This is a genomic window from Aeromonas sobria (genome assembly GCF_006243315.1).
Classification (GTDB): Bacteria; Pseudomonadota; Gammaproteobacteria; order Enterobacterales; family Aeromonadaceae; genus Aeromonas; species Aeromonas sobria_A.
This window is the reverse complement of sequence record NZ_NKWE01000008.1, coordinates 79,780-103,390: the sequence shown is the minus strand read 5'-3', so window position 1 is coordinate 103,390 and position 23,611 is coordinate 79,780. Positions and strand designations below refer to the sequence as shown.

15 protein-coding genes are annotated in these 23,611 nt (G+C 59.7%); 3 read left to right on the top strand and 12 right to left on the bottom strand.

All coding sequences use genetic code 11. The features are described 5' to 3' along the window. Positions 1 to 71: 71 nt before the first annotated feature. Entirely contained in the window at positions 72 to 560 is a 489-nt protein-coding gene (locus CF137_RS02695; RefSeq protein ID WP_139717707.1) for a YbaK/EbsC family protein, read from the top strand. On the opposite strand, the gene mdtD is transcribed toward CF137_RS02695, so the two are convergent. The 6 genes from mdtD to CF137_RS02665 all read right to left on the bottom strand — a co-directional run bounded on the left by mdtD (position 532) and on the right by CF137_RS02665 (position 11,729). Continuing rightward, positions 532 to 1,944: a multidrug transporter subunit MdtD gene (gene mdtD / locus CF137_RS02690; RefSeq protein ID WP_139717705.1), complete on the bottom strand. Its 1,413-nt coding sequence runs from the start codon at positions 1,942 to 1,944 to the stop codon at positions 532 to 534. The two genes, CF137_RS02695 and mdtD, sit on opposite strands and share 29 nt — an antisense overlap. An 85-nt stretch (positions 1,945 to 2,029) precedes the next feature. Continuing rightward, entirely contained in the window at positions 2,030 to 3,157 is a 1,128-nt protein-coding gene (locus tag CF137_RS02685) for a CobW family GTP-binding protein (protein ID WP_162515795.1), read from the bottom strand. Positions 3,158 to 3,228: 71 nt separating this feature from the next. After that, complete coding sequence (locus CF137_RS02680; protein ID WP_139717703.1) at positions 3,229 to 4,623, bottom strand: D-arabinono-1,4-lactone oxidase; 1,395 nt, start codon at positions 4,621 to 4,623, stop codon at positions 3,229 to 3,231. A 158-nt stretch (positions 4,624 to 4,781) separates the two neighbouring features. Further along, on the bottom strand, positions 4,782 to 6,359 hold the full coding sequence (locus CF137_RS02675; RefSeq protein ID WP_139717701.1) for an EAL domain-containing protein: 1,578 nt from the start codon (positions 6,357 to 6,359) through the stop codon (positions 4,782 to 4,784). A 281-nt stretch (positions 6,360 to 6,640) separates the two neighbouring features. Next, on the bottom strand, positions 6,641 to 9,238 hold the full coding sequence (gene acnB, locus CF137_RS02670; protein ID WP_139717699.1) for a bifunctional aconitate hydratase 2/2-methylisocitrate dehydratase: 2,598 nt from the start codon (positions 9,236 to 9,238) through the stop codon (positions 6,641 to 6,643). Between the two features lie 229 nt (positions 9,239 to 9,467). Further along, a complete protein-coding gene (locus tag CF137_RS02665) occupies positions 9,468 to 11,729 on the bottom strand; it encodes a patatin-like phospholipase family protein (RefSeq protein WP_139717746.1) in 2,262 nt (753 codons plus the stop codon). Positions 11,730 to 11,964: 235 nt separating this feature from the next. Between CF137_RS02665 and CF137_RS02660 the strand changes: the two genes are divergently transcribed. Continuing rightward, on the top strand, positions 11,965 to 13,875 hold the full coding sequence (locus CF137_RS02660; protein ID WP_139717697.1) for a methyl-accepting chemotaxis protein: 1,911 nt from the start codon (positions 11,965 to 11,967) through the stop codon (positions 13,873 to 13,875). A gap of 85 nt (positions 13,876 to 13,960) precedes the next feature. Here CF137_RS02660 and CF137_RS02655 read toward each other — a convergent pair whose 3' ends face one another. From CF137_RS02655 to ampD, 6 genes are all read right to left on the bottom strand, one after another. Then, complete coding sequence (locus tag CF137_RS02655) at positions 13,961 to 14,923, bottom strand: GGDEF domain-containing protein (RefSeq protein ID WP_139717695.1); 963 nt, start codon at positions 14,921 to 14,923, stop codon at positions 13,961 to 13,963. A gap of 127 nt (positions 14,924 to 15,050) precedes the next feature. Next, on the bottom strand, positions 15,051 to 16,478 hold the full coding sequence (gene lpdA, locus CF137_RS02650) for a dihydrolipoyl dehydrogenase (protein ID WP_042019549.1): 1,428 nt from the start codon (positions 16,476 to 16,478) through the stop codon (positions 15,051 to 15,053). Between the two features lie 162 nt (positions 16,479 to 16,640). Further along, complete coding sequence (aceF, locus tag CF137_RS02645) at positions 16,641 to 18,527, bottom strand: pyruvate dehydrogenase complex dihydrolipoyllysine-residue acetyltransferase (RefSeq protein WP_139424002.1); 1,887 nt, start codon at positions 18,525 to 18,527, stop codon at positions 16,641 to 16,643. Positions 18,528 to 18,651: 124 nt separating this feature from the next. Beyond that, positions 18,652 to 21,312, bottom strand: coding sequence for a pyruvate dehydrogenase (acetyl-transferring), homodimeric type (aceE, locus tag CF137_RS02640; protein WP_042019551.1), 2,661 nt, complete (start codon positions 21,310 to 21,312; stop codon positions 18,652 to 18,654). Positions 21,313 to 21,391: 79 nt separating this feature from the next. Next, positions 21,392 to 22,156, bottom strand: a complete 765-nt coding sequence (gene pdhR, locus CF137_RS02635) for a pyruvate dehydrogenase complex transcriptional repressor PdhR (RefSeq protein WP_042019553.1) — start codon at positions 22,154 to 22,156, stop codon at positions 21,392 to 21,394. 269 nt (positions 22,157 to 22,425) lie between these two features. Beyond that, a complete protein-coding gene (gene ampD, locus CF137_RS02630) occupies positions 22,426 to 23,010 on the bottom strand; it encodes a 1,6-anhydro-N-acetylmuramyl-L-alanine amidase AmpD (RefSeq protein ID WP_139717693.1) in 585 nt (194 codons plus the stop codon). A 130-nt stretch (positions 23,011 to 23,140) separates the two neighbouring features. Here ampD and CF137_RS02625 point away from each other — a divergent pair, with 130 nt between their 5' ends. Next, positions 23,141 to 23,611 carry a retropepsin-like aspartic protease family protein gene (locus CF137_RS02625; RefSeq protein ID WP_139717691.1) on the top strand — a complete coding sequence of 157 codons (471 nt, stop codon included), beginning with the start codon at positions 23,141 to 23,143 and terminating at the stop codon, positions 23,609 to 23,611.

Here is a 23,611-nt window from a genome sequence, read left to right as displayed (position 1 = left end):
TTGTTTATAGCGAAATAAGCGGGCCCGGCCCTGCGAGGTTGGCAGGATAGCGCCCACTACAGGAGAACCCCATGCCACTCGATACCATTCACCATTTCAACTGCCAGCTGCTCGCCGCACTGCCCCACCAGCGCTATAAGCACGAGCCGATCCTCGACTACGTCACCGACGAACGGGTCAAGGCCCGCCTCGGCTGGCAGGCGGAGTTCAGCAAGACCCTGTTTCTCAAGTTCAAGGATGGCCGCTTCGCCCTGCTGCTGACCCACAGGGACGGCCGACTCGACAACAAGGCGGTCAAAGCTGCGCTCGGTGCCAAACCCTCCATCTGCACCGCCGAGGAAATGCAGACGGCGATCGGCTGTCTGCCGGGGGCGGTCTGCCCCTTCCTGCCGCGCGCTGATATTCCGCTACTGGTGGATCCGCAACTGCTCAGCCACGCCGCCTTCACCTGGACCCCGGGCCACCCGGAGCAGACCTTTCTGCTGGCCACCGCACATCTTGCCGAGGTGCTGGCGCAGCTCCCCTGCGAAGTCAGCTATCTGCCCGCGCCGACGGCATAGCTCCATCGCGCGCCAGCTGGGCGAAGATCAGCGCCGCCAGCATGGAGAGCAGCCCGACACAGAGGTAGGTAAGGTGAAAGCCCCCCAGCCACTGACCGTTCGCCGCTGAGGTGCCCGCCGAGAAGAGCCCCAGCAGACTGGCGGATATCGCTACCCCCAAGCTCATGGAGAGCTGCATCACCACCGAGAGCAGGCCGTTGCCGCTGCTGGCCAGCGTCGGGCTGAGATCTTGCAACGTGAGGGTGTTCATGGCGGAGAACTGCAGCGAGTTGATGGCGCCGAAGATCGCCAGCCACCCCAGCAAGACCCCGTAGGGGAGCTGGTTGTCGATAAAGTAGAAGCTGGCGATCATGGCGCCCAGAGCCAAGGTGTTGCCGATCAGGATGCGGCGGTAGCCCACCTTGGGAATGAGCTTGTTTACCAGCGTCTTGGTCAGCATGGCCCCCAGCACTGTGGGGATCATGGTCATCCCCGCCTTGCTCGGCGAGAAGCCGAGCCCCAGTTGCAGAAACAGCGGGGTAAGGAACGGCATGGAGCCGCTGCCGAGGCGGGCAAACAGGTTGCCCCAGATGCCGATGGCGAAGCTGGATGTTTTGAACAGGCTCAGGCTAAAGAGCGGCTGCTCGGCATTGGCAGCATAGAGCCAGTAACTCGCCATCGCCGCCAGCCCGAAGATCAGCGCAAACAGCGCCCAACCGGTGGCGATGCTGTGCTCCCCCAGCCCCTGCAAACCGACCGATACCAGCACCATGCCGACGCTGAACATCACAAATCCCTGCCAGTCGAAACGGGCGGTCTGCTGTCGCAGATCCGGCATAAAGTGCCAGCTGGCGATAAAACCGAGCAGCCCCACCGGCAGGTTGATGAGAAACACCCAGTGCCAGCTCGCTACTTCCACCAGCCAGCCACCAAGCGCTGGCCCCATCAGCGGGCCGAGCAGCCCCGGTATGGTGACGAACGACATCACCCGCAGCAGCTCGTGTTTGTCATAGACCCGCAGCACCGCCAATCGCCCCACCGGCATCAGCAGGGCACCGCCAATCCCCTGTAGCACCCGTGCCGCCACCAGCATGGGGAGGGAATAAGAGGCGGCGCAGGCGATGGATCCCAGGGTAAAGAGCGAGATGGCCACCAGATAGATACGGCGGGTGCCGAACCTGTCTGCCAGCCAGCCGGAGGCGGGGATCAGCAGTGCCACCGTCAGCATGTAGGCGATGATCACCGACTGCATCTGTAGCGGACTCTCCCCCAAGGTTTCGGCCATGCTGGGCAGGGCGGTATTGAGGATGGTGCCATCCAGCGCCTGCATAAAGAAACCGACCGCCGCCAGCAGGGGCAGCCACTTGCGCTGGGCGGGAGTCACCCTCTGTGAATGTTCTGACATAACCACCACCCTCCTCTCTCGCATCGCTTGCATAAAAAGAGACCCGCACTCGTTGGGTTGCAACGGGGCGGGTCACGTTGGCCTGTCAGGCGTCCGGTTGGCCGAGCATGGCTTTGAGCCGCTCTTCGAGGCTGGGCTCGGGGGCCTTGAGGGTCTCCATAAAGAGTCGCTCTATTCCCGCCCTGTCCTGACTTTTCACGATAAACACCAGCCGGGACTGGGCCTTGCCCTCCGGCCAGTCGCCCAATGCCTGCAACGGATAGAGCTGGCCGTGGACGCCGTGGATCACCACCGGCTGGCTCTCCCCTTCCAGCTGCAAGATCCCCTTGAGGCGCAGCAGGGCATCGCCATATTGCGCCTGCACCGCATCGATGGCGGCCAGCAGGCGAGAGGGCTTGAGCGGCTCGCCGATACGCAGGGAGAAGCTTTCTATATTACCGTGCTCGAAATGAGTGGGCGCCGCCGTGCCCACCTTGGCAGCGAACGGCTGCATCTTGGGTTGCATCGGTGAGGCCAGCCCCTGTTTCGGGGATTCGGTGCGCAGCCAGGCCAGCAGCTGGCGCACATCGCGCCCCGCCGCTTCGTTGTAGGCGCCGAGCTTCTCCAGCACATTGGGTGAGAGCTCGCCATTGGTCACCTGCTGGATCGGAGCCGCCGGATTGAGGGCTGCAAGTTGGGCCTCGACCCGCGCCAGTTGCTCGTCCTCCACCAGATCCCCCTTGCTCACCACCAGCAGATCCGCCAGCGCCACCTGTTTCACCGCCTCATACTGAGCCGCCAGCTGCTGCTCGATATGACCGGCATCCACCACTGTGACAGTGCCATCGAAGCGGTAGCGCTGGGCGATAAAGCCCTCTTCGCGCAGGGTAAACAGCACGGGGGCAGGATCCGCCAGACCGGTGGTCTCGATAATCAGCCGCTTGAACGGTTTGATCTTGCGCTGGATGGCCTTCATAAACAGCCCCTGCAGCGCCTCCACCAGGGAGCCCTGCACCGAGCAGCAGATGCAGCCGGAGTCGAGCAGCATCACCTGCTCGTCCACCTGCTGCACCAGATGGTGATCCAGCCCCACTGAGCCGAATTCGTTGATCAGCACGGCGCACTCGCCAAGCTCCGGCTGCTTGACCCAGTGGTTGAGCAAGGTGGTCTTGCCGCTGCCGAGAAAGCCGGTCAGCAGGGTCACGGGGATCCTGGTGTCTTGCATATCTGTCATATCAATGACTCCCCTCTGAGCGGCTGGGTGATGGACGAGCGGGTGTCTTGTATATCGGTCATATCGAGTCCTTACCGGTTGGCAAACAGGTCGGCGAGCCAGCGGTTTTCAAAGCGGCCATGGGGATCGAGCTCGGCTTTGAGGGCCACGAAGTCGTTCCAGCGTGGCAGCAGAGCCGGGAAGTCGTAGAGATCCATCGCCAGATGCTTGCCGAAATGGGGAATGCCGCCCAGCGGCACCAGCAATTGCTGCAGCTCGCGCATCTGCTCCATGGAGCCGTTGACGAAGGTGCCGTCCGCCGCCAGATAGACCAGAAAACCGACCCAGCAGACCGACTGGCCATGGGCGGCGCTGAGCCAGGCCTCGGACGGGCCGGTGCAGCGCAGGATAAAGGGATAGTGCAGCACGCCGGGATTGGCCTGCTGCCACGCTTGCAGGGTCTCCAACGCCTCGTTCATCCGATGAAGCGGCACCGCCACCTCGCAGTTGATCTGGGGCGCCGGGATCCCCTTGCAGAGGATCTGGTAGACGTTGCCCACCAGATCGGAGGCATCCTTGAAGCGGCGCACCGTCTCGAAGTGCTCCCCCGCCAGCGCTTCGTCCTTGGTATCTTTCGCCATCTTCTGCAAGGTGGCATCAATGGTGGCGTTCATGCGGGCGTCGATATCGCCCTCCAGCAACAGCGGTTCGCTGCCAGCGGCCCGGTAACGGGCGACCTCGTCATCAGAGGCGGGATCCACCAGCCAGATGTGGCTCTCGCCAGTCCAGGCAAACCACCAGCTCTTCACAAAGCCGTGCTCGCGGTTGAGCCGCTCGTTATGCTCCAGCAGAAAGGGGTAATCGGTGGTGAACTTGGTACAGCGCATGATGCGGTTGGGTACGGTGCGAAGGGTGACGTCGAGCAGGATGCCGAGCATCCCCATCCCCATAACGAAGGCGCCGAAGCGCGGATCGGTGCGATCGACCCGGATGATGTCGCCACTGGCCAGCATCACCGTCATCGCCTCCACCGCATCGCAGAGAGCGGACTGGTGCAGCCCCTGACCATGGGTGCCGGTGCTGAGCGCACCGCCCAGGGTCTGGATGCCAATGACGCCGGGGGATGCCGGCAGCATCCGCTCCATGGCGATGAGATCAGCGTAAATGGTATCGAGCGGCGTACCCGCCTGATAGGTGACGGTATCGGCGGTTTTCGCCAGCTGGCCGCGCAGGTGGTACAGATCCACCAGCAGCGCCTGACTGCCCTCGGCATAGACGCTGTGAATGGGTTCAAAAGAGAGGCCGGAGCCGATAAGACGCAACTTGCGCTCGGGATGTTCCCGCAGCAGCGCTTGCAGCTGGTCGCGGGTTTTCGGGCGCCACACCTGATCCAGCGCCCCGAGGGGATTGGTTCTCGACCAGTTGAACAGCACCTCCCGATTTCCGATCGCCTTGATGCTGTGAAATGCCTGGAACTGAACCGTCATACCGCGCCTCATCTTTTACTGACGTCAAAATGAGCGCCGATTCTACCGAAAAGCGAGCCACAAGGCATGGAAAACAAGCCCCTGTAGTTGAGGCGGATTACCGGAAATCGAGCCGACGCCCTTTACCGGGAGCGTGGGGGAGATGGCGCAGCAACGCCTCAGGTAACTGCCCGCGCGGCTTCAGGCAAGGCCGTCCGCGCCACTTGCGGAGAGAGCGTCTCACAAAATTGACGCAGCGGCATAGGACGGGCGAACAGGTAGCCCTGCAGGTAATCGACCCCCTTGGCCCTGAGGTAGTCCGCCTGACGCTCGGTCTCCACCCCTTCCGCCACCAGCGCCAGACCGAGCCGGGTCGCCAGATCGATCACGTTATCCACGATATGTTCCGAGAGGGATTCGGTGCCGATGCGGGCGATAAAGGACTGGTCGATCTTGAGGTAATCCACATGAAACTGCTGCAGGTAAGCCAGGCTGGAGTGGCCGGTACCAAAGTCGTCGATGGCGAGTTTGACCCCCATCTCGTCCAGCTGGCGGAACAGAGAGAGGGTCTGGGGATCCGACATCAGTAGCTCCCGCTCGGTCAACTCCAGCACCAGCACCACCTTGCCGGGAACGAAGTGGCCGAGGAAGGCGCGACACTCGGCCAGCAGGGCAAAGTCGTGGCAATGGGCGGCGCTGATGTTGAAGCTGAGATGGAAACCGTCGGGCAGTTGCTCCTGTACCCGGCTTAACTGACTCGCCACGCTCTGCATGATCTGGTTGGTCATGGGAACGATCAGCCCCGACTCTTCCGCTTGGGGAATAAACAGATCGGGGCGGATCATTCCCTCGGTCACATGTTGCCAGCGCATCAGTACCTCTGCCCCTATCATACCGCCGCCATTACTGGCTACCAGCGGTTGTAGATAGGGCACAAACTCCCTGGCCCGCAGGGCTCGGCGCAGCTCGTCACTGGGTGAGCCGGGACGCCCCAGGATCCACCACACAGCCCAAGCCAACAAAAAAGAAGACGCCGCCAGCCACAACCGTGCCGTACGCCGCACCTCCCACACCGACTGCCAGTAACGCGGCAGGGAGTAACCGGCATGAATGGTGAAGGGATAGTGCGATGAGCTTAACGCCAAGCCGGTGCTGCGGTGCAGTTTGGGCGGGTCGCTCAGATAGCGACCCGACTCATCAAGGCGGGCCGACCCTACCTGCAAAAACAGCTCGCTGGATTGGCCACTCAGGGAGAGCATAAAACTGAGCTGGGTGCTGTCGATGGCACTCAAGGCGGCGTCCCTGCCCTGCTCGGTGCGCACCACCAGCAGCGGGTGATTCTGCCGCACCCGATTGCCACTCATCAGCAGCAGCTTGCGCCCGGTATAGATGGAGCCATCGTCAGCATCATTGGCCTCACCAAACAGCGAGGTGCAGTTGATGATGCCATCGCGAACCAGATTGACCGAACGCAAGAAGGGCTCCAGCGCAACCTTGGTCCGCAGGACCAACTTATTCTCGGCGCAAGGGGCCTTGACCAGCGGCAATACATCCCGATTGGCCTGCTCCGCATGATCCAGCATGGCCTCCAGCAGTGCTCTGGCCTTGTGGGCCGAGGCGCTGGAGTCCGCTTTCAAATCCTCTACATAATTGCTGTTGATGATCCAGCTCCCCGCCAACAGTGGCAGGGCAAACACCAGCAAGGTGGCGCCGAAACGTAACCGGGTTTGGGAGAGATCTAGCCTGAACAGAAACATAAAGAACCACGCCGCAATTCGTCAGGCCTGCCCGAAGCAAGCACCCAGTGAACAAACACCCACCTTCCCTCGATAACGATGCTCCATCATTACCGCTCATAGCCGAACAACATAACGCAAAGGGTTTATAAAACGAACCACCAAACAGGTGGTTGGATCTCTCTAGCAAGGATCGTGCAAACAATCTTCAAAAAAGACGACAAATGACACACAAATAAATAATGCCGCGTAAATACGCGGCATTATTGGTTTCTTGGTGAGCTAAATGCGCAATAACTCGGTTAGACCGCTTGCTGCAGGATCACCGCATCGGCCTTCTTGGTGTAGGAGGCGATCTCGTTGAAGTTGAGGTAGCGGTAAGTATCTGCCGCGGTGGCATCGAGCGCCTTGGCGTATTGCAGGTACTCCGCCACGGTCGGGATCTTGCCGAGGATGGCGGCCACCGCTGCCAGTTCTGCAGAGGCCAGGTAGACGTTGGCACCTTTACCCAGACGGTTCGGGAAGTTACGGGTGGAGGTAGATACCACTGTGGCCCCTTCCGCTACCCGCGCCTGGTTACCCATGCACAAGGAACAGCCCGGGATCTCGATGCGGGCTCCGACACGACCGAAAATGCCGTAGTAGCCCTCTTCGGTCAGCTGATCCTTGTCCATTTTGGTGGGCGGGGCAATCCACATGCGGGTCGGCAGTTCGCCCTGATACTTCTCAAGCAATTTACCCGCAGCACGGAAGTGGCCGATGTTGGTCATACAGGAACCGAGGAATACCTCGTCGATCTTGTCACCAGCAACACTACTGAGCAGGCGGGCATCGTCCGGATCGTTCGGCGCACAGAGGATTGGCTCCTTGATGGTGGCCAGATCGATCTCGATGATTTCGGCGTACTCGGCATCCTTGTCCGCTTCCATCAGCACCGGGTTGGCCAGCCACTCTTCCATCCCCTTGATGCGACGGGTAATGGTGCGCGGATCGCCGTAGCCTTCGGAGAGCATCCATTTCAGCATGACGATATTGGACTTCAGGTACTCGATGATCGGTGCCTGATCCAGCTTGATGGTGCAGCCGGCGGCAGAGCGCTCGGCGCTGGCGTCAGCCAGTTCGAATGCCTGCTCTACCTTGAGAGTCGGCAGACCTTCGATCTCAAGGATGCGGCCTGAGAAGATGTTCTTCTTGCCCGCTTTCTCGACAGTCAGCAGCCCTTTCTGGATGGCGGCATAAGGGATGGCATGGACCAGATCACGCAGGGTGATGCCCGGTTGCAGTTCGCCCTTGAAGCGCACCAGTACCGATTCAGGCATGTCCAGCGGCATCACGCCGGTGGCGGCGGCGAAGGCCACCAGACCGGAACCCGCCGGGAAGGAGATCCCAATGGGGAAACGGGTGTGAGAGTCCCCACCGGTACCCACGGTATCCGGCAGCAACATGCGGTTCAGCCAGGAGTGGATGACGCCGTCACCCGGACGCAAGCTCACACCGCCGCGGTTCATGATGAAGTCCGGCAGGGTGTGGTGAGTCTGCACGTCTATAGGCTTGGGATAAGCCGCGGTGTGGCAGAAGGACTGCATGGTCAGGTCGGCGGAGAAGCCGAGGCAGGCCAGATCTTTCAGCTCGTCGCGGGTCATCGGGCCCGTGGTGTCCTGGGAGCCGACCGTGGTCATCTTGGGCTCGCAGTAGGTGCCGGGGCGAATGCCCTGCACACCGCACGCCTTGCCCACCATCTTCTGAGCTAGGGTGAAGCCTTTGCCGGTATCGGCTACTGGCTGCGGGCGACGGAATACGGTGGAGAACGGCAGACCCAGCGCTTCGCGGGCCTTGTCAGTGAGGCCGCGACCGATGATCAGCGGAATACGGCCACCGGCGCGCACTTCATCGATCAGCACCTCGGTTTTCAGTTCAAACTGCGCCAGCACCTGCTCGGTACCGTGCTTGCAGATCTTGCCGGCAAACGGATAGATGTCGATCACATCGCCCATTTCCAGCTTGGAGACATCCACTTCGATGGGCAGTGCGCCGGCATCTTCCATGGTGTTGAAGAAGATCGGGGCAATCTTGCCACCCAGACAGACACCGCCAGCGCGCTTGTTCGGCACAAACGGAATGTCGTCACCCATAAACCAGAGCACCGAGTTGGTGGCCGATTTACGGGAAGAACCGGTACCGACCACGTCACCCACATAGGCCAGCGGGAAGCCTTTCTCTTTCAGGGCATCGATGGTCTTGATGGGGCCGACAGCGCCATCTTTGTCGGGGGTGATGCCGGGACGGGCGTTTTTCAGCATCGCCAGGGCGTGCAGCGGAATGTCCGGGCGGGACCAGGCGTCCGGTGCCGGAGAGAGGTCGTCAGTGTTGGTTTCGCCGGTCACCTTGAACACGGTGACGGTGATCTTCTCGGCAAGCTCCGGGCGGGAGAGGAACCACTGCGCATCAGCCCAGGATTGCATCACCTGCTTGGCGTGGGCATTGCCCGCCTTGGCCTTCTCTTCCACATCGTGGAAGGAGTCGAACATCAGCAGGGTGTGGGAGAGCCCCTTGGCGGCCAGCGGTGCCAGGGTGGCATGATCCAGCAGATCGATCAGCGGTTGAATGTTGTAACCACCCTGCATGGTACCGAGCAGCGCAACGGCTTCTGCGGCGGTCAGGATCGGCGAGTGGGCTTCGCTCTTGGCGACGGCGGTGAGAAAACCGGCTTTAACATAGGCAGCTTCATCAACTCCGGGTGGAATGCGGGAGGACAACAGCTCTTTGAGAAAGTCTTGTTCGCCAGCGGGCGGGTTCTTGAGAAGCGTTACCAGGGCGGCGACTTGCTCTGCATCCAGAGGCTTGGCGACCACGCCCTCGGCAGCACGTTCTGCGACGTGTTTACGGTATGTTTCAAGCACGACTAATTCCTCTTTGGTCTTTTTTTGGGGTTCGCCCACGCTCGCGGCGATCGTCCTTGCAGGACACCCCGTAGGGTGCTCCCCACTATATAAGTTTTAACGACTAATTAAAATCCAAACCCTGTTTACTTATTCATCACAAAAACGTAACCAACTAACCAGCCTGATATTTTTTGAAAAATTACTGCCCACCATCAACCAGAGTTAACAAATCGGCAGCAATTTGGCATTATTCGAACGTACTGCCCAATTGCAGATAGAAGACATCATTGCCCCCCTCCGCCATGCCGTAGCCAAGGAAGATGGGGCCAAGGAAGCTCTCGACTCCCACATAGACAGAGCCCGCCGTAAACGAGCTCTCCAGGCTGATATCATCGCCTTTGTTCCAGACCCCGCCCTGCTCGATGGATCCCCCCAGATAGAGCGGCACCTTGAGCGCGCCGAAGTCGTTGTCAGCCACCCGATAGATGTAACGCAAGCCGCCAAACAGGCTGTAGCGACCACTCAGCTGATAACGCTGGAAACCGGATAGGCGGAACAGCCCCCCCAGATCCTGAATGTGCAGCGGCACCACCTCTTCACTGCCTGAGCCGCCCCCTTCGAGGATAAGGTTGAGACTATGGCGGTCCCAAGACCAGGGTTTGATCATGGAGAGGTGATAGTTCCACCCCTCACTGCGGGAGCTCTCGGAGGGATCCCCAGCCAGATCGACGTGGGAATAGCCCAGCTTCATATCCCACTTAACCCCTTGGTAAGGGAAATAGCGGCTGTCCAGGGTATCGTGCTCGAAACGGGCATAAGGGCCCCATGCATTGGCATCCACCTCCAGGTCATTGATATTTTTCACATCGATTTTGCCAGTCTGCCCCTCCAGCCCCATCGACAAGCGGCTCCATGGCTGGCGATTCCAGCCAACAGCGACATTAGTGCTGAAGAAAGAGTATTCAGAGTCGAGATAACTGAGCTGCACTGACGAGGGGTCAGGGTCGGGGAAGAACAGCCGGCGCTGCGTCTGGTCATAGGCCAGACTGGCCTCGCCATAGAAGGTCTGGGAAGGCTCGAGCGGGGTATAGAAGTTGGTCTTGATGTGCTTGGCGGTGCCCAGCGATGCCTCGGTCAGCCACTCGGCCCCCCAATCGTTGACGTTGGTGAGGGTATAAGACATGCCAACGTTGTAGTTGGAGGTGTTCTCGAAGTCATCAGAGAAGCCAAACTGAAAGTTGAGGTAACCCGGCCCCCAGCTCTTCTCGCTGGCATCCACCACCAGCACATTCTCCCCATCGCGCTCTTCCACCTCATAGGTGATGCGATCAAACGACTCAAGGGCATAGAGGCGACGAATCCCCGCCTCCAGACTCTCGTTGGTCTGCACCTTGTCGGGCCGCACTTTGAGCATGGCGCGCACTGTCTCATCAGAGAGGCGCGACTTGTTGATGATCTCCACCTTGTCGATAAAGTAGGCGGGCTGACCACTGCGTTCGGCACGACGGCTCAATTTCTGGTTGCGATAGGCGGTGTACTGCTCCTTGCTGAGGGACAGCTTATCGAGCTGCAGCGCTGCCTTTTCGGCGACCGCCTCCCCCATCTTGATCCCCTCCGGCATGCGGGCGAAGTCGGCGATCCCCATGCCACCAAACTCGGGTACTAGCAAAATATCCTGAGGCCCCAGCAGCGCCTTCTGTTTTTCAGTGCCCACCTGGGTCATGTAGGTGGTGAGCTGATCGATCATCGCCAGACCAGACTTGAGGGACTCCCGGGTGCGCAGCTTGGCGCTGATATCCACCGCGATCACCACATCGGCCCCCATCGCCTTGGCGACATCCACCGGCATGTTGTTGACACTGCCCCCGTCCGCCAGAATATGCCCCTCCCACTCGACGGGCTTGAGCGCCCCCGGGATAGACATGGAGGCCTGCATCGCCTTGGCGAGGCTGCCGCTCCCCAGCACAAAGGGGGTGACTGTCTCCATGTCGGTCGCTACCGCCCGATAGGGGATCGGCAGGTCATCAAAACTGTGCTGCACCGGCAGGTTGGAGGTCGCCCCCCGCAGCAGACTGGCCATGGATTGGCCCTGGAAGAAGCCATCCGCTAACTGCACTGCATCGCCATTGACCCCGATATCGGTACGCAGCTGGTACTGCTCGTTTTGCTGCTTCTTGCGCAAAGAGAGCTCGTCACGGCCAACTTTGTCCTGATAGCCTTTGTTCCAGTCAATGGCCAGGGTGGTGCGCTCCACCTCTTCGGCGCTGAGCCCCATGGCGTACATGCCCGCCACGTAGGAGCCCATGCTGGTACCCACTATGATGTCGACCGGAATACGCTTTTGCTCCAGCACCTTGAGGATGCCGATATGGGCGGATCCCTTGGCGCCGCCGCCGCTGAGCACCAGAGCAATCTTGGGACGACCACCATCAGCGGCGTGAACCAGCAGAGGGCTGAGCGCCACCAACATCAAAAGCAGACGGGTCCATCCCGCACCAAAGCTGCGCATCATATTTTCCATATTATTCAGGGGGTCAGTCACCAAAGATGGCTTCTACTATAAGGAGCGTGGCGGTTAGCGCAACCGCCAATCAGCATCCTGCGCGGCCAGCATGCCGGAGGGGCGAGCAGCCACCTCTGTGAGCGCAAACGTAATCCACAAATAAAGGAGTGCCAGCCTCATGGGTGGGGCTGCGCTGCCGCTAATATGAGGGTCGTCAACCCTCCACCCTTTGAGCACGTTTATGCTGGCAACCCTCACTCTTAAACAGAAAATACTGGCTACGGTCACTCTGGCCGTGGTCGTCTCCTGCCTGCTGGTAGGCTACTTCAGTCAACGCTCGGCCCAGCAACTGATCGAAAACCGGATGTTCGAGCAGGAGCTGCCCAACCTGACCCAGCGGATCAGCAAGGAGATTGAACAGGATCTCCACGGCATCGCCCAGGCCGCCCGCCAACTGGCCACCGACCGCTTCATCCTCGACTGGGTGGATCGGGGCATGCCCAAAGAGCAGGAGCCCATCCTCATCAACCAGCTCAAGGATGTGGCCAACCAGTATGGTCTGGTGACTGCCTCTTTCGCCGATCGCCAAACCGCCGCCTACTACAACCAGGATGGTTTTCTGCGCAACCTGACCCCCGCACAGGATGGCTGGTTCTATGGCTACACCAAGAGCCAGAAGGAGATGACCCTCAGCATCTTTCGCGAGAGCAACGGCGAGGTGAAGCTGTTCGTCAACTTCCAGCAGCTCAACGGTCGCGGGCTGGCCGGCTTTGCCAAATCCCTCGACAGCATGGTGACCATGGTCGCCAACTTCCGGCTGGAAGAGAGTGGCATCGTCTTTATGGTCGATGGCAGCGGCAAGGTGAAGCTGCACCCCGAGGCCAACCGCATCGAACGTGACACCCTTGGCAGCATTGCCAGCGGTGATACCGGCAGCCTGCTGGCCAAACGCCCCTTTGCCGTCATCAACGCCGAGGTGAACGGCGAGCCCATGGTACTGGCCAGCAGCTATATCCCGCTGCTCGACTGGTATCTGGTGGCCCAGGTGCCACAAGCCGAGATCTATGCCGAGCTGGATCAGACCCGAAACGAGATCCTGATGATCTCGCTGGTGATTGCGCTGGCCATGGGGTTGATGGGAGTGCTGCTGGCAGGCTCGGTCAGTCGGCCGCTCAACGAGCTGGCCCGCCTGTTCAAGGAGCTGGGCAGCGGCGATGGGGATCTCACCCAGCGCCTCAAGGTGGAGGGGCGTGACGAGCTGAGTCAGGTCGCCACCGGCTTCAACAACTTCGTCGCCAAGATCCACGCCTCTATCGAGCAGGTGGCAGAGAACTCCCGCCAGCTCGCCGACACCGCCAACGAGGTGGCCAACAAGGCGCAGCTGACCCAGCACAACTGTACCGCCCAGCGCGACCGCACCGTGCAGGTGGCGACCGCCATCCACGAGATGGGGGCCACGGTGAGCGAGATCGCCGGTAATGCCTCGCTGGCAGCGGACGTTGCCAAACAGGCCAACGATCAGGCCGATGCGGGGGCGGTAGTGGTGGCGCAGGCGCGCCACGGTATCGTCGGGCTCTCCGGCGATATTGAACAGGTGGCTGGGGTCATCGAGTCGCTGGCAAGCCAGACCGACTCCATCGGCAGCATCCTCGAAACCATCCGCAGCATCTCGGAGCAGACCAACCTGCTGGCACTGAACGCTGCCATCGAGGCCGCTCGCGCCGGTGAACAGGGTCGCGGTTTCGCCGTGGTGGCGGATGAGGTACGCAATCTGGCCAACCGCTCCGCCGCCTCGACCGCCGAGATCCAGGGGATGATCAACCGCTTGCAGGAGCAGAGTGCCCGCGCCGTCAGTGCTATGGCACAAGGGCGCAACCAGAGTCTGGAAGTGGTGAATCAGGCCGATGCAGCCAACGCGGCCCTCGGCCAGATCACCGCCCACATCACCCAGATCAACGACATGAATATCCAGGTCGCCACCGCCACCGAGGAGCAGTCCAGCGTGGTCGGCGAGATCAACCGCAACGTAGAGGATATCAACCAGCTCACCATGGAGACCGCCGATATCGCCCACCAGCTGACCGAGTCCAGCCGCAGCCTGCAGCAGCTCTCCGGTCAGCTGGACAAGCTGGTTGGCAACTTCCGGCTCTGATCCTTCCCTTGACGTGAACCATCAACAACAGAGAGCGCCGTGGCGCTCTCTGTTGTTTCTCGTGGCTGCTCCGTCGGTATAACCGTCAGCGCTTGCCATCCCGCTTGCGCTGATACATCAGCTCATCGGCACGGGTGAGCAGCTCGGCCAGCGATACACAACCGCGTCCGTCATAGCTGACGATCCCGGTACTGCAGGCCAGCGCATAACCGCAACTACTTTGCCGATTGTGCTCGGCCAAGATAGCGTTGAAACGCTCATAAGCCAGTTGCGCCTGCGCCTCCACCACATTGGGCAGCAGGACGGCGAACTCATCGCCTCCCATGCGGGCAAACACGTCAGCACCACGAAAAGCCTGTTTGAGCAGAGTGGCGAAGACGATCAGGGCCCGATCCCCTTCCGCATGGCCCCAGCGATCATTGATCCCCTTGAAACCATTGAGATCCAGATAGAGCAACGCCAGTGGCATCTGCAAGCGACTGGCCAGCGAGAGACTCTTCTCTGCCAACATCACGAACCCGCGCCGATTGGAGATCCGGGTCAACTCATCGATGGTGGCCAGTTGTACCGCTTCGAGCTCCCGCACCACCATCGCCGCCAGATCCTTGAGCAGCCCCACATCTTCGTCACTCAATTCCCGCGGCACAGTGTCTATGATGCAGAGCGTCCCCAGCTTGCAACCGTTGGCGATCTGCAGTGGCTGTCCGGCATAGAAGCGGATGCAAGGCCCGCCCACCACCAGCGGATTGTCGGCAAAACGGGGATCAAGGGAGGCATCGGGTACGATGAAGGTCTCATTACCCATGATGGCATGGCCGCAGAATGAGATATCCCGCGCGGTCTCACTGACCTCCAATCCGATACAGGATTTGAACCACTGGCGATCTTCATCTACCAGGCTCACCAGCGCGATCGGGACATCAAACACCCGTCGGGCCATGCGGGTCAGTCGGTCAAACCGCTCCTCGGCTTCGGTATCAAGCAAAGAGAGCCGCCGCAGGGTGTCCAGTCGCAATGCCTCATCGGGTGGAATAGGAGCCTCTAGCATGGGTATCTCTCGTCCGTGATAAAACCTATCTTTAGCATATTTGGCGTTAGAAAAGTCGGCGGGCTTACGGAGAAAACAAAAAGCCGCTCGAATTGAGCGGCTTTTTCAGGCTAGCGGGGGAAGAAAATTACTTTTTCTTCTTGGCTTTGGCGTTCGGCAGGTCGGTGATGGAGCCTTCGAACACTTCGGCAGCCAGACCCACTGACTCGTGCAGAGTCGGGTGAGCGTGGATGGTCAGCGCGATATCTTCGGCGTCAGCACCCATCTCGATGGCCAGACCGATTTCACCCAGCAGTTCACCGCCGTTGGTACCGACGATGGCACCACCGATGACGCGGCCGCTCTCCTTGTCGAAGATCAGCTTGGTCATACCGTCGGAGCAATCAGACGCAATGGCGCGACCAGATGCAGCCCACGGGAAGGTGGCGACTTCGAAGTTCAGCCCTTGTTGCTTGGCTTCCTTCTCGGTCACACCGACCCACGCCATCTCTGGCTCGGTATAGGCGATGGACGGGATCACTTTCGGGTCGAAGTAGTGCTTCTTGCCGGCGATCACTTCGGCGGCAACGTGGCCTTCGTGAACACCCTTGTGAGCCAGCATCGGCTGACCAACGATGTCACCGATGGCGTGGATGTGCGCCACGTTGGTACGCAGCTGCTTGTCCACCTCGATGAAACCGCGCTCGGTCACGGTCACACCGGCCTTCTCGGCATCCATCAGCTTGCCATTCGGCACACGACCTACTGCCACCAGCACGTTGTCGTAACGTACCGGCTCGGCCGGGGCGTGCTTGCCTTCGTAAGAGACATACAGACCATCTTCACGGGCTTCAACTGCGGTGACCTTGGTCTCCAGCATGATGTTGAATTTCTTGGCCACGCGTTTGGTGTAGATCTTGACGATGTCTTTGTCGGCAGCCGGAACCAGCTGGTCAGCAAATTCCACTACGTCGATCTCGGAACCCAGCGAGGAGTAAACGGTACCCATCTCCAGACCGATGATGCCGCCACCGATAACCAGCAGTTTGCCAGGCACGGTTGTCAGCTCCAGCGCATCGGTAGAATCCCATACGCGGGGGTCATCGTGGGGGATGAACGGCAGCTTCACCGGACGGGAACCGGCGGCGATGATGGCGTTGTCGAAGGTGACGGTGGTCTTGCCATCTTCCCCGGTTACTTCGAGGGTGTTCGGGCCGGTAAATTTACCAAAGCCGTTAACAACCTGAACTTTACGCATCTTGGCCATGCCAGCCAGACCGCCGGTCAGCTGGTTGATGACTTTTTCTTTCCACAGACGGACTTTGTCGATGTCGGTTTGCGGGGCACCGAAGATGATGCCGTGTTCGGCCAGCGCCTTGGCCTCTTCAATCACTTTGGCAACGTGCAACAGCGCCTTGGAGGGAATACAACCCACGTTCAGGCAGACGCCACCCAGGGTGGAGTAACGCTCGACGATAACAGTATCCAGACCCAGGTCAGCCGCACGGAAAGCAGCGGAATAACCGGCAGGGCCAGCACCCAGTACTACGACCTGAGTTTTGATTTCTTTACTCATCATGACCTCTTTGTCGTTCTTATATCCCCGGACGGCGCAGTCTCAAGCCTACTTTTTACTTAAACAAGAGGGCGGCTGCGGCCGTGAAAAAACGGGGCAAGTTTACAATCCTGTTAATGAAATGAGAAGTAAAAAGGGCAGGCTCTGGGCCCGCCCTCTCACTTACAGGACCAGTCGACGAATGTCGGACAGCACGCCGTTCATGGTGGTGATGAAGCGAGCACCATCGGCACCATCGATCACGCGGTGGTCGTAGCTCAGAGCCAGCGGCAGCATCAGGCGCGGCGCGAACTCTTTACCGTTCCACTTCGGCTTCATCTCGGACTTGGAGACACCGAGGATAGCCACTTCCGGCGCGTTGACGATCGGGGTAAAGCTGGTACCGCCGATGCCACCCAGGCTGGAGATGGTGAAGCAACCGCCCTGCATGTCGGCAGCGGTCAGCTTGCCGGCACGGGCCTTCTTGGAGATCTCGGCCAGATCGCGCGACAGCTCCATGATGCCCTTCTTGTTAACATCGCGCACCACCGGAACCACCAGACCGTTGGGGGTATCCACCGCCACACCGATGTTGATGTACTTCTTCATGATAATCCGGCTGCCATCTTCAGACAGGGAGCTGCAAAAACGCGGGTGCGCTTCCAGCGCCTTGGCGGCGGCTTTCAGGATGAACACCAGCGGGGTGATCTTCACGTCCGACTTCTGCTTCTCGAGCATCAGGTTCTGCTCTTTGCGGAACGCTTCCAGCTCGGTGGTATCAGCTTCGTCGAACTGGGTGACATGAGGGATCATGGCCCAGTTGCGGTGCAAGGCAGGACCAGAGATCTTCTGGATCCGGGTCAGCTCGACCTCTTCCACTTCACCGAACTTGCTGAAATCAACCTTCGGCCACGGCAGAACGCTCATGCCGTTGCCAGTGCCGGTGCCAGCAGCCGGAGCGGATTCGGCGCGCTTGATGGCATCCTTCACATAGGCTTGCACGTCTTCTTTGACGATGCGGCCTTTGCGACCTGAACCTTTAACCTTGGCCAGATTGACACCGAACTCACGGGCCAGACGACGTACCGCCGGAGAGGCGTGCACGTAAGCATCGTTGGCAACGAAATCGGTAGCGGCAGCAGCCTGGGCAACCGGTGCCGGAGCCGCGGCAACGGGTGCAGCTGCGACCGGAGCGGCAGCTTGTGCCACCGGGGCGGCGGCAGGAGCTGCGCCAGCCACTTCGAAGACCATGATCAGGGAACCGGTGGAGACCTTGTCACCCGCCTTCACCTTGATCTCTTTAATAACACCGGCGAACGGTGCAGGCACTTCCATGGAGGCCTTGTCACCTTCAACCGCGATCAGGGACTGGTCAGCTTCAACCTTGTCACCCACGGCAACCATGATCTCGGTGACTTCCACTTCGTCGCCACCGATATCCGGTACGTTGACCTCTTTGGCAGCGGCGGCAACCGGGGCAGCAGCCACGGGAGCGGCGGCTTGAGCCGGAGCAGCAACGGCAGCAGGGGCAGCGCCAGCCACTTCAAAGACCATTACCAGGGAACCGGTAGAGACCTTGGCGCCAGTGGCAACCTTGATCTCGACCACGCGACCTGCGAACGGTGCCGGCACTTCCATGGAGGCCTTGTCACCTTCCACAGCAATGATGGACTGGTCAGCTTCAACCATGTCGCCCACGGCAATCATGATCTCGGTTACTTCGACTTCGTCATCACCGATGTCCGGTACGTGTACATCTTTGCGCACGGCGGCAGCAGGAGCGGCGGCCGGTGCAGCGGCAACCGGGGCGGCCACTGCAGCAGGAGCGGCAGCTGCGCCCTCTGCTTCGAAGATCATGATCTGGGAACCGGTGGCAACCTTGTCGCCCACCTTGATCAGGATCTCTTTGACGATACCGGCGGCAGGAGCCGGGACTTCCATGGAGGCTTTATCACCTTCCACAGCGATCAGGGACTGGTCGAGCTCGACCTTATCGCCCACCGCCACCATGATCTCGGTCACTTCCACTTCATCGGCGCCGATATCCGGCACCATAATCTGTTTGGACATTGTGCTTTATCCTCTTGCGTGCATCCGCGTGACTGGCTGACCGCCCTCACGCGTATCGCGCGTTAACCGTTTACTGTAAACCTAGATAGTGTCGCGCCGCAGTGCGGCGCGACACTTGATCCTCTTACGCGTACAGCGGGTTGACCTTGTCGGCATCGATGCCGTACTTGGTGATGGCATCAGCCACAACCTGCTTGTCGATCTCGCCGCGCTTGGCCAGTTCGGTCAGGGCAGCAACCACCACGTAGAATTCGTTCACTTCGAAGTGACGACGCAGGTTGGCGCGGCTGTCGGAACGGCCGTAACCGTCGGTACCCAGCACACGGTAGTGCTCGGTCGGTACGAAGGCGCGAACCTGATCGGCGAAGGACTTCATGTAGTCGGTCGCAGCGATGGTGGCTTCGGAACCCAGTACGGTAGCGATGTACGGTACGCGAGCCTCGGCGGTCGGGTGCAGCATGTTCCAGCGATCCACGTCCTGACCGTCACGGGCCAGTTCGTTGAAGGAGGTAACGCTGAACACGTCGGAACCCACGCCGTACTCGCTCGCCAGGATCTGGGCGGCGGTGCGCACATGACCCAGGATGGAACCACAACCCAGCAGTTGAACCTTGCCCTTGCTGCCAGCAACGGTTTCCAGCTTGTAGATACCCTTGCGAATACCCTCTTCCGCGCCTTGCGGCATGGCTGGCATCGCATAGTTCTCGTTCAGGGTGGTGATGTAGTAGAAGACGTTCTCCGGCTTCTCACCGTACATGCGGCGCAGGCCGTCTTGTACGATCACCGCCACTTCATAGGCGTAGGACGGATCGTAGGAGACGCAGTTCGGGATGGTGTTGGCCAGGATGTGGCTGTGACCATCTTCGTGCTGCAGACCTTCACCGTTGAGGGTGGTACGACCGGAGGTCGCGCCCAGCAGGAAGCCACGGGCTTGCTGGTCACCGGCTGCCCACGCCATATCGCCGACACGCTGGAAGCCGAACATGGAGTAGTAGATGTAGAACGGGATCATCGGGCAGTCGTTGGTGCTGTAAGAGGTCGCAGCAGCCAGCCAGGAGGACATGGCGCCCAGCTCGTTGATACCGTCTTGCAGAACCTGACCCTGCTTGTCTTCCTTGTAGTAGGAGACGATGTCACGGTCTTGCGGGGTGTACTGCTGACCGTGCGGGCTGTAGATACCGATCTGGCGGAACAGACCTTCCATACCAAAGGTACGGGCTTCGTCAGCGAGGATCGGTACGATACGCTTGCCGATGGACTTGTCTTTCAGCATCACGTTCAGGGAACGGACGAACGCCATGGTGGTGGAGATTTCGCGCGCCTGTTCACCCAGCAGCGGGCCGAAGGTTTCCAATGCCGGGATTTCCAGCTTGGTGGTGCTCTCCTGCAGACGGGTCGGCACATAGCCTTTCAGCGCGGTGCGACGGTCGTGCAGGTATTTGTGCTCGGCAGAACCGGCTTCGATCTTCAGGTAAGGCAGATCAGCCAGCTGCTCGTCGGCCACCGGCAGGTTGAAGCGGTCACGCAGGTGACGCACGGAGTCCAGCTCCATCTTCTTGACCTGGTGAGCGATGTTCTTGCCTTCAGCCGCTTCACCCATGCCGTAACCCTTGATGGTCTTGGCCAGAATAACGGTCGGCTTGCCCTTGGTCTGGGTCGCCTTGTTGAACGCGGCGAACAGTTTGCGAGGATCGTGACCACCGCGGTTCAGGGTAAAGATCTCCTCGTCGGTCATGTCTTTGACCAGCGCGGCAGTTTCCGGGTAACGGTTGAAGAAGTTCTCGCGGATGTAGCCACCGTCGCGGGACTTCATGGTCTGGTAGTCACCGTCCACGGTTTCGTTCATCAGCTGGATCAGCTTGCCGGAAGTATCTTTCTTCAGCAGCTCATCCCACTTGCGACCCCAGATCACCTTGGTGACATCCCAACCGGCGCCAGCAAACAGACCTTCCAACTCGTTGATCACCTTGCCGTTACCGACCACAGGACCATCCAGACGCTGCAGGTTGCAGTTGACCACGAATACCAGGTTGTCGAGCTTTTCACGCACGGCAACGGTCAGGGCACCCTTGGCTTCCGGCTCGTCCATCTCGCCGTCACCCAGGAAGGCGTAAACGGTCTGCTCGGAGCAATCCTTGAGACCACGGTCGGTCAGGTACTTCAGGAAACGCGCCTGATAGATGGCGGCGATAGGGCCCAGACCCATGGAAACGGTCGGGAACTGCCAGAAGTCCGGCATCAGTTTCGGGTGCGGATAGGAAGGGATACCCTTGCCATCCACTTCCTGACGGAAGTTGTCCAGCTGCTCTGCGGTCAGACGACCTTCGGCAAAGGCGCGGGCATAGATGCCCGGGGAGATGTGACCCTGGAAGTAGACCAGGTCACCACCATCCTTCTCGCTGCGAGCGCGGAAGAAGTGGTTGAAGCAGACATCATAGATAGTCGCAGAAGAGGCGAAGGAAGACATGTGACCACCGAGGTCCAGATCTTTCTTGGAAGCGCGCAGCACGATCATCATGGCGTTCCAGCGGATGATGGCGCGAATGCGGCGTTCCATCTCCAGGTCGCCCGGGTAGTCCGGCTCATCGCTGGACGGGATGGTGTTGATGTAATCGCGATTTGCCTTGGCAGCCACGTCCACACCGCTTGCGCGGGCTTTCTCAGCAAGCTGTTCAAGAATGAACTGAGCGCGTTGCGGACCCTCTTCACGCAGCAAGGATTCCAGAGAGGCAAGCCACTCCAGCGTTTCTATCGGGTCCACATCGTTCTTCAGGATATCAGACATGGCTGGTTCCTATTTTGTTGTGATTGCACGGCATTGCGCGGCGAAGGGCGCAAACATTCGACAATAAAGCCTTGTGGGATTAGTTTTCCTGCTGACGGATCCGACGCATGGATCGCTGGATCCGGGTCTCTTCCCTCTGCATATCCAACAAGGTGTCCTCGATAAAGGCCAGATGCTCATGACAAGCAGTTCTGGCCCGCTCCGGAGCCCCCGAAAGAATAGCCTCGATCAGATTCGCACGATGGCGACGGATCTTGGCTACCACTCCCGGGCGGCGATTCAAAATTTCGTTATTTTGCAGAATGTTCTGCTCAAGCATCGGGCCCATCGCCCGCAACAGGTGCAGCAGCACCACGTTGTGGGACGCCTCGGCCACCGCCAGATAAAACTGGGTGACAGCGGCGGATTCAGCCACTAGCGAACCCAGTTGGCCCGCCTCTTCGATGGTGATTTGCACCTGACGAATGCGCTCGAAATCAGACTCGGTCCCGCGCAACGCCGCATAGTAGGCACAGATGCCTTCCAGCGCGTGACGAAACTCCAGCAGGTCATACTGGGCTTCCGGGTGGGTACTGAGCAGTTCAAACAGCGGATCCGCGATCCCCTTGTTCAAGGCATTCTGCACATAAGTGCCGCCGCCCTGACGGCGATAAAGCAACCCGCGCGCTTCCAGCCGCTGAATGGCTTCGCGCAGGGAGGGGCGCGATACCTGAAACTGGATGGCGAGTTCCCGCTCGGGCAGCAATTTCTGCCCGGACTGCAGACTGCCTTCCAGAATCATCTGTTCCAGCTCGGCGACAATGGCGTCGGCCAACTTGGGTTGCGTAATCTTGCGATAGGGCATGAGGCTACTTTGTTAAATTGGTATTACCAATTTCATGGATGGGGCGAAAATTAGCAGAGGCCTTTTGAAAAGTCCACTCAAAAGATGATCTGAATCAAGAACCAACCCCACCACTTAAGGGGTAAAACGGGGTAAACATGATTTAGCTCATAGAAATTGGTCTGACCAATAAATTTGATGGCGCTCACAGATAACATTTGAGCAACTGGCGGGGGCAATGGCCTGCCAGTTCGGCAAGCCATTGATTTTAAAATCTAAACTAAATTTTATTATTTACTTTCAAGATTGAGTAACTGGCGCAGATGATCCCACTGAAAACTGGCACCGGGATCCGTCTTGCGCCCCGGCGCTATGTCGCAATGACCGACAATTTTTTCGCAGGTAATCGCCGGATAACGGCCTGAGATGGCTCGAGCGAGGCTTGCCAGCGCCCGATACTGGGCCTCGGTATAGGGGGTCTCGTCGGTTCCTTCCAGCTCTATGCCGATGGAGAAGTCGTTACACGCCTCCCGCCCCTGCCAGCTCGATACCCCCGCATGCCAGGCGCGCGCGCCAAATGGCACATATTGCACCAGCTCACCATCACGGCGGATCAGGCAGTGGGCCGAGACCCGCAACTGATGGATACCGGCAAAATAGGGGTGAGCGTCAGGGTCGAGCTGCCCCATAAAGAGATCGTCGATAAAGGGGCCGCCAAACTCCCCCGGCGGCAGGCTGATGCCATGCACTACCAGCAGGGAGATATCATCCGGCACGGCCCGTTCGTTGTGATGGGGAGAGGGCACCCGGCGCGCCTGCTGGCACCAACCAGCGGCATCGATAGAAAAGTGAGGTTGCGAAGCGAGTTGAGTCATTGGCTACTCGATATGGCTGATTAATGGCGAAAAGATGAAGATTTGTAATGGGCAAGCCTGCAGCAACTCGCTGAATCAACGGGAAATTGTATGTTAGGCTGAGTCATCTTTTGCTCGATATGGATGGGCTATGCAGCAAACGGCGCGCTGGTTGTGGTTACTGGCCTGGCTCTCTTTGATGGGCCTACTGACCCTCTACTTCCACTCCCGCTCGCAACCGAGCGTCACCGCCAGCGGCGAGCTGCTGCTGCGGGCCGACCAGAGCGGCCACTATCGTCTGGAGGGTGCCATCAACGGCCAGCCGGTGCAACTGCTGCTCGATACCGGCGCCACCCGCGTCACCATACCGCAGCAGGTTGCCGAGCGGCTCGGCCTGACCGCCCGGGGCGGCAGCCTGGTCAATACCGCCGCGGGGCAGATCCGCGTTGGCAACGGCACCATCGAAACGCTGGCGATGGGGCCATTGACCTTGTACGATCTGGCCATCTTTATCAATCCGGCGGCAGACGGTGACGAAGTGCTGGTTGGCATGAACGCCCTCGGTCGGCTGGAGCTGGTTCAAAAGGAGCGGCAGTTGCTGCTCAGACCCTTGCAGGAATAA

Coding starts and splice junctions, on each gene's coding strand:
- CF137_RS02680 (WP_139717703.1), bottom strand. CDS start 4,623: ATGACGGTTCAGTTCCAGGCATTTCACAGCATCAAGGCGATCGGAAAT.
- CF137_RS02695 (WP_139717707.1), top strand. CDS start 72: ATGCCACTCGATACCATTCACCATTTCAACTGCCAGCTGCTCGCCGCA.
- aceE (WP_042019551.1), bottom strand. CDS start 21,312: ATGTCTGATATCCTGAAGAACGATGTGGACCCGATAGAAACGCTGGAG.
- CF137_RS02665 (WP_139717746.1), bottom strand. CDS start 11,729: ATGCGCAGCTTTGGTGCGGGATGGACCCGTCTGCTTTTGATGTTGGTG.
- pdhR (WP_042019553.1), bottom strand. CDS start 22,156: ATGCCCTATCGCAAGATTACGCAACCCAAGTTGGCCGACGCCATTGTC.
- CF137_RS02655 (WP_139717695.1), bottom strand. CDS start 14,923: ATGCTAGAGGCTCCTATTCCACCCGATGAGGCATTGCGACTGGACACC.
- CF137_RS02675 (WP_139717701.1), bottom strand. CDS start 6,359: ATGTTTCTGTTCAGGCTAGATCTCTCCCAAACCCGGTTACGTTTCGGC.
- CF137_RS02660 (WP_139717697.1), top strand. CDS start 11,965: ATGCTGGCAACCCTCACTCTTAAACAGAAAATACTGGCTACGGTCACT.
- ampD (WP_139717693.1), bottom strand. CDS start 23,010: ATGACTCAACTCGCTTCGCAACCTCACTTTTCTATCGATGCCGCTGGT.
- lpdA (WP_042019549.1), bottom strand. CDS start 16,478: ATGAGTAAAGAAATCAAAACTCAGGTCGTAGTACTGGGTGCTGGCCCT.
- aceF (WP_139424002.1), bottom strand. CDS start 18,527: ATGTCCAAACAGATTATGGTGCCGGATATCGGCGCCGATGAAGTGGAA.
- mdtD (WP_139717705.1), bottom strand. CDS start 1,944: ATGTCAGAACATTCACAGAGGGTGACTCCCGCCCAGCGCAAGTGGCTG.
- CF137_RS02625 (WP_139717691.1), top strand. CDS start 23,141: ATGCAGCAAACGGCGCGCTGGTTGTGGTTACTGGCCTGGCTCTCTTTG.
- CF137_RS02685 (WP_162515795.1), bottom strand. CDS start 3,157: ATGACAGATATGCAAGACACCAGGATCCCCGTGACCCTGCTGACCGGC.